Consider the following 12,610-nt stretch of genomic DNA (forward strand, 5'->3'; position numbering starts at 1 on the left):
CGTTCGCGGAGCTCCGGTGCGTCGGTCGCCACGATTCGATCGAGTCGCGCCTTCCCGGCCGATCCCTCGAGGTTCGACACCGGCCGCTCGAGCGGATCGCGCGGCGCAAAAAACGGAGCGCGTTCGTCGACGCCTCAGGACTCGTACTCGATCGTGTCCTCGACGTCGTAGCCGTCGGCGCTGTAGCGACCGATGTCGTAGGTGACGGCCACCGGGTCGCCGTTGTCGTCGAACTCGACGGGACCGGACGCACCGCGATACTGGATCTCGTCGCCGTTGGCGGCCATCTCGAGGCCCTCGTCGAGGTTTCCGGGACCGACCTCCTCGCCGTCTGGGTTGGCCACTTCGCGGATGTTGTCCGCGATCGCGGGGCCGTCGACCTCGCCGGCGCGGAGCGTCGCGAGGATGTGCACCGCCGTCGCGTCGTACGCCTGCGCGTTGAAGACGCCGGGTTCGCGACCGAACTCGTCCTCGTACAGGCCGATGAAGTCGTCCCGTCCGTCACCGCGGGCCGACGGCGCCGTCCCGATCACGTTCTCCATCGGGTTGTCGACCTGACCGGGCAGCGACGGGTCGATGAGGCCGTCGGGGACGAGGATCGTCGTCCCGTCGTCGAAGTCGGAGTAGAAGTTCCGGAAGATGACCTGACCGCTCTCCGGGTAGCCGACGACCATCAGCAGGTCGGGTTCCTCCCCGACCGTGCTCTCGAGTTCGGAGTCGTACGACGGCTGCTCGGGCTCGAACGGAACCTCCGCGATGACTTCCGAGCCGCGGTCCTCACAGCCGGCGACGAACTCGTCGTTCAGTCCCTGGCCGTAGTCGTTGTTCAGGTACATCGTGGCGATCTCGTCCGCGTCCTCGCGCTCGACGGCGATCTCGGCCATGGCGTCGCCCTGCCACGCGTCGCTCGGCGCGGTACGCAGCAGCCACCGTCCGTCCATGTCGGTGATCGCGGGGGACGTACTCGCCGGCGAGATCGCGACGACCTCGTTGGGGATCCAGACGTCCTCCGCACAGGTGATCGTCACGGCCGAGGACGCCGCACCCGTAACCGACGGATACCCCGCGTCGAGCAGCGCCTGCGCGCGGTCGACCCCGACGTCGGGGGTCGTTTCCGTGTCCTCACGCCGGAGGTCGATGGTGAAGTCGGCTCCGTCGTTCTCGAGCTGGATACCCGGAAGCTCGGCGGCGTCGGCGATTGGCGTCCCCAGGTCACCGAGGTCACCCGACTCGGGCTGGAGAATGCCGACCATCGCGTCCGCATCGTCCCCGTTGTCGCCGCCGCCGATCGCGTCCAAACAGCCAGCGATCGAGAACGTTCCCGTCGCACCGATTCCAGCAAGCACCCTCCGTCTACTGACATGCCGTGCCATAGGTGACAATGGAGTGTAGTAATATAAAGAGTTTATGTGAATCATCCGCATGACCCGGGGTCACAGTGGATTCTATCGGATACGTCTGGTAAGACCGAAATTATGTGTTCGCTGCATACAGTTCGCGAGAGGGGAACGGTCAACGGGTGGCCCGCGGAAGCGCACGCCGGGGAGTCCGAATTACAGAACGCTTTTCATTTGCCTCGCCGTTTCTCCGCCAGATGAACGTGTTCGGGAGGGATCGACCATGACGATGGAGGATCGAATCGAGGAACTCGAGGAGCTCCGTGAGGAGGCGTTACTCGGTGGCGGTGAGAAGCGAATCGAGCGCCAGCACGAGAAGGGGAAGATGACCGCCCGCGAACGGATCGACTACTTCCTCGACGAAGGGACGTTCACCGAATTCGATCAGCTTCGAACCCACCAGACGAGCAACTTCGGGATGGAAGAGCGGAAGGTCCTCGGTGACGGCGTCGTGACGGGTTACGGCGAGGTCGACGGCCGTACCGTCTTCGTCTTCGCACACGACTTCACCGTCTTCGGCGGCTCGCTCGGCGAGGTGTTCGCCGAGAAGATCACCAAGGTGATGGACATGGCGATGGAGGTCGGCGCCCCGATCGTCGGGCTCAACGATTCGGCGGGGGCGCGGATCCAGGAGGGCGTCAAGAGCCTGGCCGGCTTCACCGAAATCTTCCGGCGCAACCAGGAGGCTAGCGGCGTCGTGCCCCAAATCTCTGCGATCATGGGTCCTTGTGCCGGCGGCGCCGTCTACTCGCCGTCGATTACGGATTTCATCTTCATGGTGAAGGACACGAGCCACATGTACATCACCGGCCCCGGCGTGACGAAGACGGTCACCGGCGAGGACGTCACCCACGAGGAGCTGGGCGGAGCGATGACCCACGCCGGTAAGACCGGCGTCGCCCAGTTCGCCTGCCAGTCCGAAGAACAGGCCCTCGACGACATCAAGCGCCTCCTCTCGTACCTCCCGCAGAACAACGTCGAGGACCCCCCGCGGGTCGACCCCTGGGACGACCCGGATCGGCGCGACGACCAGCTGAAATCGATCGTTCCGGACAGCCCACAGAAGCCCTACGACATGACGAACGTCATCGACAGCGTGGTCGACGAGGGCTCGTTCTTCGAGGTGGCGGAGAACTTCGCGAAGAACATCGTCGTCGGCTTCGGCCGCCTCGACGGTCGCTCCGTGGGGCTCGTGGCGAACCAGCCCCGCGTCAACGCCGGTACGCTCACCGTCGACGCCTCGATGAAGGGATCGCGGTTCGTTCGCTTCTGTGACTCCTTCAACATCCCCATCGTCACCTTCGTCGACGTCCCCGGCTACATGCCCGGCACCGACCAGGAACACAGCGGCATCATCCGCCACGGCGCGAAACTGCTCTACGCGTACTCCGAGGCCACCGTTCCGCTGCTGACGGTCATCACGCGCAAGGCCTACGGCGGCGCCTACTGCGTGATGGCCTCGAAAAATCTCGGCGCCGACGTCAACTACGCCTGGCCGACCGCCGAGATCGCCGTCATGGGTCCCCAGGGCGCGGTCAATATCCTCTACCGGGAGGAACTCGCCGAGTCCGACGATCCCGACGCCCTGCGCGACGAACTCATCGAGGAGTACCGCGAGGAGTTCGCCAACCCATACACGGCGACGGACAAGGGTTTCCTCGACGACGTCATCCACCCGACCGAAACCCGCCTTCGTCTGATCGACGACCTCGAGATGCTCGAGACGAAGCGCGAACGGAACCCGGACAAGAAACACGGCAACATCCCGCTCTGATGGTCCGCAACGCAGACGCCGCGGAGACGCCTCCCGACCGCCTCGCCGAGGGCGTCTCCCTCGAGATCCCTGACGACGCCGACCCCGAGGAGGCGGCGGCCATCGCTGCGGCGATCGGCGCTCACCTCCGCGACCTCGAACTCGTGGCCGCCGAGGACGGCGACGAAGCGGGATGGGAGGGCAAGCGGTGGGCCTACGCCGGCCGCCTTCGGATACAGCAAGGACGCGCCGCGCGCGTGCCGACGACGGCGCCGACGGACCCGTGGGCCGCCGCCGGACGGACGGACCGGTTTTGAGACAGTCGGCATTTCCACGGGTGAACGTCATCGCGGGTTCGACACTGGACCGATTTCCCTTCTGAGAGGTGTCGGAGACGTCCTCACAGCCATCTCCGCGGTCGATCTATCGTCCCCGGCGTGTGAGAATTATGCACCTTGTCGTCGAACTCCGTACAATGACCGTCGATTCATCCCCCACCCTAGACGTGAGCGAGTACTACAGCTCAGACGAAGTCGTTGCGGAGTACTCGTCGGCGGCCGAGAACGGACTGAGCGACATCGAACGGACAGTTATCGACACGTACTTCACCGACGAGGATGCGACAGTCCTCGATCTGGGTTGTGGGGCCGGCCGAACGACGACCGTGCTCAGTCAAAGGGGATTCGACGTGATTGGCCTGGATCTAGTACGCTCGCTCGTCGATCGGGCGAAAACGACTTCTTCGGGAATAGAGTTCGTCACCGGCAACGCCTGTTCGCTCCCCTTCGAGAGCGAATCGTTCGAATACGTCCTGTTTTCGTGGAACGGAATCGACCACATCAACCCCGAAGAGCTTCGATACTGGGCCCTTCAAGAGGTTCACCGGGTGCTAAAACCCGATGGCGTGTTCGCCTTTAGCACGCACAACTTCTGGAGCGCGTTCGTGATCCGATCGTTCGACGTCAAGGGGGTACAGCGGTTCGTCGAGTTCTGGGTCCAGAACCTGCGACGCGGACAGATAATTTCGAAATACAAGATCAGCAATAATTTCTCTATAGATTCGGTGAAAATATACTACATTCGGCCGCGCGCGCAAAAACAACAGCTTCGAAACTGCGGATTCGATCCGCTCCGAATTGTGCGGCCCGGCGGCCCCCTCCAGCGGTGGTTCGATCACCCGTATTACGTTGCGCGTAAAATAGACAGATGCGATATCGGGGCGTAACCAGCCTCGGGAACGGCACTGCGGCGAACGAACACGTGAGCGCGCCGTCGCTCTACAATCTCAGGGCAGCCATGAAGGTGTAAACGATACTATAAACAGTGGTTGACGGTCCCGGTTACGAAAAAGTAAGGTAGCGCCCCTTCGAGGGTTCGAACAGGAATGTTCCGGAAGGTTCTCGTGGCCAACCGCGGCGAGATCGCTGTTCGAGTAATGCGGGCGTGTGAGGAGTTGAACGTCGGAACCGTCGCGATCTACTCGGAGGCCGACTCGGAGTCGGGGCACGTCAGGTACGCCGACGAGGCGTACAACGTCGGACCGGCGCGAGCAGCCGACTCGTACCTCGACCACGAGGCGGTCCTCGAGGCCGCACGGAAGGCCGACGCCGACGCGATCCACCCCGGCTACGGCTTCCTCGCGGAGAACGCCGCGTTCGCCGCGAAGGTCGAAGCCGAAGACGGCATCACCTGGATCGGCCCCTCGAGCGAGTCGATGGAGACGCTGGGCGAGAAGACGAAAGCCCGGCGCGTGATGGCCGACGCCGACGTCCCGATCGTTCCCGGCACCACGGACCCGGTCACCGATCCCGACGAAGTTCGGGCGTTCGGCGACGAACACGGCTATCCCATCGCGATCAAGGCAGAAGGCGGCGGCGGCGGTCGCGGAATGAAGGTCGTCGAAGACGAGAGCGAGGTCGCAGACCAGCTCGAGAGCGCCCGACGCGAGGGAGAGGCCTATTTCGACAACGACTCGGTGTACCTCGAGCGCTACCTCGAGGCGCCCCGTCACATCGAGGTCCAGATCATCGCCGACCAGCAGGGCAACGTCCGCCACCTCGGCGAGCGGGACTGCTCACTCCAGCGCCGTCACCAGAAGGTCATCGAGGAGGGCCCCTCACCGGCGCTCGACGACGATATGCGCGAGCGGATCGGCGAGGCCGCCCGCCGCGGGGTCAAGGCCTCCGACTACGTCAACGCCGGCACCGTGGAGTTCCTGGTCGAGGGCGGCGAGTTCTACTTCCTCGAGGTCAACACCCGTATCCAGGTCGAACACTGCGTCACCGAGGAGATCACGGGCATCGACATCGTGAAGTGGCAGATCCGCGTCGCCGCGGGCGAGGAACTCGGCTTCAGCCAGGACGACGTCGAGATCGACGGCCACGCGATGGAGTTCCGGATCAACGCAGAGAACGCCGCCAAGGAGTTCCAGCCCGCCCCCGGCGGGAAACTCACGACGTACGACCCGCCGGGTGGCGTCGGCGTTCGCCTCGACGACGCGCTCCGTCAGGGCGATACGATCGTCACCGACTACGACTCGATGATCGCGAAGCTCATCGTCCACGGCGAGGACCGCGACGAGTGTATCGCCCGCTCGCTGCGGGCGCTCCGCGAGTACGACATCGAGGGCGTGACGACCATCGTGCCGTTCCACCGGCTGATGCTCACGGACGAGACGTTCGTCGCCGGCGAGCACACGACGAAGTACCTGGACGAGGAACTCGACCGGAGTCGCCTCGAGGAGGCCCAGGAACAGTGGGGCACCGAAGAAACCGCTTCCGGCGACGACGAGGAGGTCGTCGAGCGCGAGTTCACCGTCGAGGTCAACGGCAAGCGCTTCGAGGTCAACTTAGAGGAGCGCGGCGCGGCGACGCTGCCGACCGCGAGCGGCGGTGAGGGCAGTAGCGGCCGACCCGAGCCTGCCGGCGGCGACTCGGGCGGCTCCGAGGCCGCGATCGAAGGCGACGGCGAGCGGGTCGCCGCGGAGATGCAGGGGACGATCCTCTCCGTCGAGGTCGAGGAGGGCGAGGAGGTTGCGGCGGGCGACGTGCTCGTCGTCCTCGAGGCGATGAAGATGGAAAACGACATCGTCGCCTCCCGCGGCGGCACGGTGACCCAGATCGCCGTGAGCGAGGGCGAGAGCGTCGACATGGGCGATCCGCTGGTCGTCCTCGAGTAAGGCGGAACCGGTCAGTTTCTCGCAGTCGGGACCGATCAGGACGGATGCCGGGTTCACGCATTTATTTCTCGGCGGTGAACGGACAGTATGGCCGACAGTAACGCCCCGTCGTCGGAGGTCGCCGTCACCGACGAGGCGACGCGTCACGAGGGCGGGACCGAACTCGAGCGGACGATCGGACTCACCGGTGGGCTCTCGATCGGCGTCGGGACGATGATCGGCGCGGGTATCTTCGTCTTTCCCGGCCTCGCCGCAGGACAGGCGGGACCGGCCGCCGCGCTCTCGTTCGCCATCGGTGCGGTGATCGCGCTGTTCGTCGCGTTACCGACCTCTGAGCTGGCGACCGCGATGCCACGGAGCGGCGGCGGCTACTACTTCATCTCCCGCGGGCTAGGTCCGCTGCTCGGCGCGGTCGTCGGGATCAGCCTCTGGCTGGGGCTCGTCTTCGCCTCGGCGTTCTACCTCGTCGGCTTCGGCGAGTACGCGCTCGCGGTGCTCGTCGAGGCGGGCGTTCCGGTCGGCGGACGCGGGACTATCGTGGCCGCCCTCGGCGTGTTCGGCGGGGTCGCCCTGACGGCGATGAGCATCGGCGGCACCGAGAACACGACCGCGCTCCAGAACGCCATCGTCGGGCTGTTACTCGTCATCCTCGTGTTGTTTCTCGCCTACGGCGCGCTCGATTCGCTGGGCGTGGTCGGCGGCGAGACGGTGCCCGAGCGGTTCGCCCCCTACGGTGCGTTCCCGATCCTGACGACCGCGGCCCTGGTGTTCACCTCCTATCTCGGCTTCGCGCAGGTCGCGACCGTCGCCGGCGAGATCACCGACCCCGGCCGCAACCTCCCTCTCGCGATGGTCGGCTCGGTCGTCATCGTCGGGGTGTTCTACGTCGCCACCATCTTCGTCGCGACGAGCGCGCTCGGCAGCGAGGCCCTCGAGGCGGCGGGCGAAACCGCGATCGTCGAGGTGGCCCGCGAGTTCTTCGGGCTTCCCGGCGCGATCGCGATCCTGCTCGCGGGGCTGCTGGCGACCGTCTCCTCGGCCAACGCTTCGATCCTCTCGGCGTCGCGGGCGCTGTACGCGACCAGCCGCGACGCGCTCGTTCCGCCGCAGGCGAGCCGCGTCAACCTGAAGTACGGGACCCCCCACGTCGCCCTGGTGCTCGTCGGTGGCCCCGTCGTCGTGCTGGTCGCGACCGGACAGACCGAGCTGCTCGCCGAAGTCGCCTCGTTTCTCCACCTGGTGATGTACGGGCTGATCTGCGTGACGCTGCTCGTCTTGCGCCGTCGCGATCCCGACTGGTATCGGCCCAGTTACACCGTTCCGGGATACCCGTTAGTTCCGATCGTCGGCGCGCTCGCGAGTTTCGGGCTGATCGCGTTCATGCAACCGTTCTCTCTGATCATCGGCGTCGCCGTAGTCGCCGGAGCCGTCGCCTGGTACATCTATTACGCTCGAGACGTAACGTTCGAGGAAGGTGTCTCAGATGAGTGAGAACGACGGCCACAGGGTGTTGATCCCCGTCGAGATCCTTCGCGGACAGACGATACCCGATGCCGTCATCGAGACGTTCGCGTCGGTTCCGGTCGTCCTGCTCGGCTACCACAAGATTCCCGAGCAGACCGCTCCGAGCCAGGCCCGCCTCCAGTTCGAGGAGAAGGCCCAGACCGAACTGGCCGAACTCGAAGCGGTGTTCGAGGAGACCGGCGGCGACATTACGACCCGGCTGGTGTTCACTCACAAACCGATGAAGACCTTCGAGCGGATCGCCGTCGAACTCGACTGCGATTCGATCCTCCTGCTCAACCCGGCACCCAGGCTCGAACGCGTCCTGGTCCCGATTCGCGGCGACGTCAACATCGAGCACATCGGCCGCCTCGTCGGCCGCGTGATGGCCGGCACGCACGCGGAGGTGACGCTCCTGCACGTCGCGCCGGAGGACGACCTGCGGCAGTCGGGCACCGAACTTCTCGAGAGTGCAGGGCAGGTCCTGCAAAACACCGGGGTTCCGGAGCCGTGGATCGGGAAGGAGGTCGTCGTCGACGACGACCCGCTCGAGGTGATTCTGGAGGCGGCCGACGACCACGACATGGTCGTTCTGGGCGAGGATCGCCCCTCGGTTCAGGATCTGATCTTCGGCGATACGTCCGAGCGCGTCGCCGAGAGCGCCGTCTGTCCGGTGCTGGTGGTTCGCCGTCGCTACCTCGAGCCGGAGACGGAGACGTAGCGGTCGACGGCTCACACCCGTTCGCGGAGCGCCCAGACGTCCTCGGCCGGCTCGAGGCGGTGCGGTTCCGCTCCGCGGTCGGTGAGAATCCCCGCGTGGTACAGCATCGCCTTTAACTGGAACACCGTCGGTGAGTGGTAAATCTCCCCGTCGGCGAGCGCCTCGCGGCGGAGATCGCCGTTCGTATCCAGCGCCCGCCGCCGAGCCGCCTCCGTCCCTCGCACGAACAGTTCGATCGTAAACGTGGGGTGGAGGACGTGGAGGTACTCGACGAGGTCGACCAGCGTCGGCTCGGCGACGCCGTCGGCGTGGAGCGCCTCGAGCTCCCCGACCAGCAGCTCGGTCGCCGGATAGGCGAAGACGACGCGCCGAGCGAGTTCGCCCCAGGCGGGTGCGAGCTCGACGAACCGCTTTCGAGAGCGGTACCAGTCGGCGAACGTCTCGAGGGCCGCCCGCGCCGAGCCGTGGTGGCGAACGCCGAACCGGACGACCTCTCGCCCGAGCGGTGTCAGCTCCGGACCGGTGGACGTCTCCGCTACGAGCCCGAGAAACGCCGCGCCGCGGCGAGCCTCGTCGACGGCGCCGACGACGCGGTACGCCGCGAGGGCGTCGGCCGTCGGCTCCTCGAGGACGTGCGCGAGCGGGTAGCCGAGGTAGTTCTTCGGGTGGTTCAGCCCGAACGACTGGTCCGTGACGCCCTGGGCGCTCGCCTGGAACCGGATGGCGTTCGCGTCGGTCGTCGACCGCGCACCGACGACTCGCGGCGTCTCGAGCGCCGACACCTGCCCCGCCGCGGAGACGCCGAGAACGCCGACGTTGAGTTCGCGAGCCAGGGTTCGATCGGTCTGTGAGATCGCCTCGAGCGGCGCGGCGAGGTACACGGCGTTCGCCTCGTGGAGGCGCTCGTACGCCTGGACGATCCCCCGGTGGGTGTCGACACCCCCGCCCGCGGTGTACCCCTTGGCCTCGACGGCGACCAGCGGCGGCGTCTTCCCGAGTCGGTCGACGGCGAGGAGGTCCGACTCGAGGCGACCCACGCCGACGAGATCGGGGTAGCCGCCGCCGAGATCGACGCGGTTGAACGGTGCGAGCGTCTCGCGGACGGATTCCGCGATCGGCTCCGTCTCGAGCCAGCGGTCGGTCGCGAACTGCGTGTCGACGACCGCGTACGTTCCCGGCGCGTCCGCCTCGGGAAACAGGCGTCGCTTCGTGTGTGCGAGGACGTGGGGCTCGGACAGTGACGCGGGCGCCGACGACATACTCCTCGTTTCGCCGAGGAGGCCTTGAACCTTCAGGTCCGCTGGCCGGTTCTACCGGTCGCGGTCGACGGTTTCGCCGGGTGCGGTGGTGGCGCCGGCGTCGAGTCTGAGGCCGGGCGTGAGGCTGGTGTTGATTCCCGTTTTGACCTCGTCGCCGGCGACGACGCCGAGTTTGCGCCGGCCGCTCGAGACGCGCTCGCCCTTGACGGTGAGTTTGACGGGAGCATCGTCGTGTCGGAGGTTGGCGACGGTGGTGCCGGCGCCGAAGTTGACGTCCCGGCCCAGCACGCTGTCGCCGACGTAGGAGAGGTGGCCGACCGTCGCACCGGGCGAGAGCACGCTGTTTTTGATCTCGACGGCGTGACCGACTTTTGCGCCCTCGCCGAGGAGGGTCGCGCCCCGAATGTAGGCGTTCGGGCCGACGGTGGCGCCCTCGCGGATCAGCGCCGGTCCCTCGACGACGACGCCCGATTCGATCTCAGCACCCGACTCGACGACGACGGGACCCTCGAGGCGGGCGTCCTCGCTGACTTCGCCGTCAATCCGCCCCTCGAGTTCGTGGAGTTTCCACTCGTTGGCCTCGAGGAGTTCCCAGGGGCGACCGACGTCCATCCACCGCTCGAGGGTGACCGGGGTCACCGCGTACTCGTCGATCACCCGCGCGAGGACGTCCGTGATCTCGTGTTCGCCCCGGTCGCTCTCGGGCACCTCGAGCCACTCGGCGGCGTCGGCTGGGAAGGCGTAGGCGCCGGCGTTGGCGAGGTTCGTCGGCGGCTCGCTCGGCTTTTCGACGATGTCGGTGACGGTCCCATCGATCGTGCTGAGCACTCCGTAGTTCCGGGGATCGTCGACCTCGAGCGCGCAGACGGCCGGACCGGCCTCGAAGAGCGCGGCGATCGCCGCCGGATCGTAGAGGTTGTCGCCGTTGAGGACGGCGAACGGCCCGTCGATGTGCTCGCGGGCGGCGGCGACGGCGTGGGCGGTTCCGGCCTGTTCGTCCTGGCGAGCGTAGCGGATCGGCGTCCCTCGGCGGGCGTCCCCGAAGTAGTTTCGAACGGTGTCGGCCTCGTAGCCGACCACGAGGACGACCTCCGTCGCGCCGGCGTCTACCGCGACGTCGACCGTGTGGGCGACCAGCGGGCGGTCCGCGACCGGAAGCATCGGTTTCGGAACGTGCGTCGACAGCGGTCGCATCCGGGTTCCCTGCCCGGCGGCCAGAATAACGGCGTTCATCACTGCCGGGTGATGCGAGAGCGCGGACAGTAAAGGTGTGGGCCGAACCCAGCGAGTGAGAGACGGGCGGGCGCGGCTACCGGTCGCCGAACAGCAGGTAGCCGACCGCGAGCGTGGCCAGCACCGATCCGATCGTCCACTGGAAGATGGTGTACGCCTCGAACAGCTGGTGGACGGCCCAGCCGACGGCGAACGCGAGCATCGCGACGTTCACCTGCTTGTAACGGATCGTTCCGGCGACCGTGCTCCCGACGACCAGCGCCGTGTACGCTAGCCCGGCGACGAGGCCGCCGCGGAGGAGGATCGAGATGTAGGAGTTGTGCGGCGACCAGGTGCTGTCTCCCGGCATGTACGGCGTGAGCAGCGCCGCCGGGTTGACGGTCCCGGCACCGAGCAGCAACGGCCCGTCGCGGAACGCCTGTATGCCCGCCCACCAGAGTTCGAAACGGTTGTTCGAACCGATGCCGATGAACTCCGTGTACATCGCGGCGATGAACGCGATCAGCCCCGCGACCCCGGACGCGACCGCGAGCGGGACCGCCGATCGTCCGCCAACGACGTAGGCGACGTAGATCCAGAGACAGATCGCCGCCGCCAGCATCGACGCTCGAGCGTTCGACAGGAAGAGGCCGAGTCCGTTGAGTCCGGCGAGTCCGGCGAACACGACAGCGACCGGCCAGTGACCGTCCCGAAGCGTCCGGTGGAGTTCGATTACCGCGCCAGCGAACCCCGCGAACGCGACCATTCCGAGGCTGTTCGGGTTCGGGAAGATCGACTGCATCGTGTTGACGTCGAGTTCGAACCCGGGAACCGACGGCGAACCGTGCCACTGGTAGACGTCGACGAACCAGAACGAGTACTCCCCGACGACGTAGGTCAGTAATCCGAGGATCACGACGAGCGCGGAGAACCAGCTCATGAGCCAGAGGAACACCCGCTCGGGAACGAGGCGGGGGACCAGAAGCAGGTTTCCGCCCATGACTACCGCGGCCCACACCGGCCACCGGGAGCGCGTACTCGAGGGATCGACTTCGAGCGTGTGGTAGAGAAAGACGCCGACGACGACGGCGAAGCAGGCGATCGCCGCCCACTCGAGCGGGGTGTACCGATCGACGGCGCCACAGGCGACGAAGAACGTGAGGATGACGAGGAAGACGGCGATGATCTCGAGATTGCGACTCGGTCCGAGGCCGAGTCCAGGCGTTCGGCTCTGATAGATTACCGCCAGTAAGAGGAACCCTAACCCGGTGACGGTGAGAAAGGCGATTCGCGTCCGGTCGGGGGTTTCGGGCCCCTGAACGGTGAGGTTCCAGCCGAGCAATACGATCCCGAGCACCACGTACCCCGAGGCGATCTGCCACCCGAGCACGTTACCGGTCGCGTGGGCGACGAAGACGGCCCCGAGGTACAGCGCGAACAGCGTGTAGATGGTCCAGTTGAGAACCCGCTCGCCCCGCACGCGTACACCCACTCCACCCGCCGCCGGGGTGCGCTCGATCCCTCCCATTGTCACCCACCACAGTGTTCTCTCCAATAAACATTGGTTTTGAGACATTGCCGTCGAAA

Annotated in this window: 10 protein-coding genes; 6 read left to right on the forward strand and 4 right to left on the reverse strand. The window is 66.3% G+C overall.

All coding sequences use genetic code 11. The annotated features are described in order from the left end of the window. Positions 1-134: 134 nt before the first annotated feature. Positions 135-1,373 carry an ABC transporter substrate-binding protein gene (locus NMQ11_RS09060; protein ID WP_255167364.1) on the reverse strand — a complete coding sequence of 413 codons (1,239 nt, stop codon included), beginning with the start codon at positions 1,371-1,373 and terminating at the stop codon, positions 135-137. Between the two features lie 253 nt (positions 1,374-1,626). On the opposite strand from NMQ11_RS09060, the gene NMQ11_RS09065 reads away from it, so the two are divergent. From NMQ11_RS09065 to NMQ11_RS09090, 6 genes are all read left to right on the forward strand, one after another. After that, complete coding sequence (locus NMQ11_RS09065) at positions 1,627-3,171, forward strand: acyl-CoA carboxylase subunit beta (protein ID WP_255167366.1); 1,545 nt, start codon at positions 1,627-1,629, stop codon at positions 3,169-3,171. After that, on the forward strand, positions 3,171-3,467 hold the full coding sequence (locus tag NMQ11_RS09070) for a DUF8022 family protein (RefSeq protein WP_255167368.1): 297 nt from the start codon (positions 3,171-3,173) through the stop codon (positions 3,465-3,467). Before NMQ11_RS09065 ends, NMQ11_RS09070 begins: the two co-directional genes overlap by 1 nt. A 158-nt stretch (positions 3,468-3,625) precedes the next feature. Beyond that, on the forward strand, positions 3,626-4,375 hold the full coding sequence (locus tag NMQ11_RS09075) for a class I SAM-dependent methyltransferase (RefSeq protein ID WP_255167370.1): 750 nt from the start codon (positions 3,626-3,628) through the stop codon (positions 4,373-4,375). Between the two features lie 159 nt (positions 4,376-4,534). After that, complete coding sequence (locus NMQ11_RS09080; protein ID WP_255167372.1) at positions 4,535-6,328, forward strand: acetyl-CoA carboxylase biotin carboxylase subunit; 1,794 nt, start codon at positions 4,535-4,537, stop codon at positions 6,326-6,328. An 87-nt stretch (positions 6,329-6,415) separates the two neighbouring features. Then, the gene (locus NMQ11_RS09085) at positions 6,416-7,819 is read left to right on the forward strand and encodes an APC family permease (protein ID WP_255167379.1); all 1,404 of its coding nucleotides are present in this window, start codon (positions 6,416-6,418) and stop codon (positions 7,817-7,819) included. Next, the gene (locus tag NMQ11_RS09090; RefSeq protein WP_255167381.1) at positions 7,812-8,552 is read left to right on the forward strand and encodes a universal stress protein; all 741 of its coding nucleotides are present in this window, start codon (positions 7,812-7,814) and stop codon (positions 8,550-8,552) included. Before NMQ11_RS09085 ends, NMQ11_RS09090 begins: the two co-directional genes overlap by 8 nt. Before the next feature lie 11 nt (positions 8,553-8,563). Here NMQ11_RS09090 and NMQ11_RS09095 read toward each other — a convergent pair whose 3' ends face one another. The 3 genes from NMQ11_RS09095 to NMQ11_RS09105 all read right to left on the reverse strand — a co-directional run bounded on the left by NMQ11_RS09095 (position 8,564) and on the right by NMQ11_RS09105 (position 12,551). Next, positions 8,564-9,811, reverse strand: a complete 1,248-nt coding sequence (locus NMQ11_RS09095) for a hypothetical protein (protein ID WP_255167383.1) — start codon at positions 9,809-9,811, stop codon at positions 8,564-8,566. Positions 9,812-9,862: 51 nt separating this feature from the next. Next, positions 9,863-11,044 carry a bifunctional sugar-1-phosphate nucleotidylyltransferase/acetyltransferase gene (gene glmU / locus NMQ11_RS09100; RefSeq protein ID WP_255167385.1) on the reverse strand — a complete coding sequence of 394 codons (1,182 nt, stop codon included), beginning with the start codon at positions 11,042-11,044 and terminating at the stop codon, positions 9,863-9,865. 76 nt (positions 11,045-11,120) lie between these two features. Further along, positions 11,121-12,551, reverse strand: a complete 1,431-nt coding sequence (locus NMQ11_RS09105) for an O-antigen ligase family protein (RefSeq protein WP_255167386.1) — start codon at positions 12,549-12,551, stop codon at positions 11,121-11,123. Between the last annotated feature and the right edge of the window lie 59 nt (positions 12,552-12,610).

The sequence above is a fragment of the Natrononativus amylolyticus genome (genome assembly GCF_024362525.1).
In the GTDB taxonomy this organism is placed as follows: Archaea; Halobacteriota; Halobacteria; order Halobacteriales; family Natrialbaceae; genus Natrononativus; species Natrononativus amylolyticus.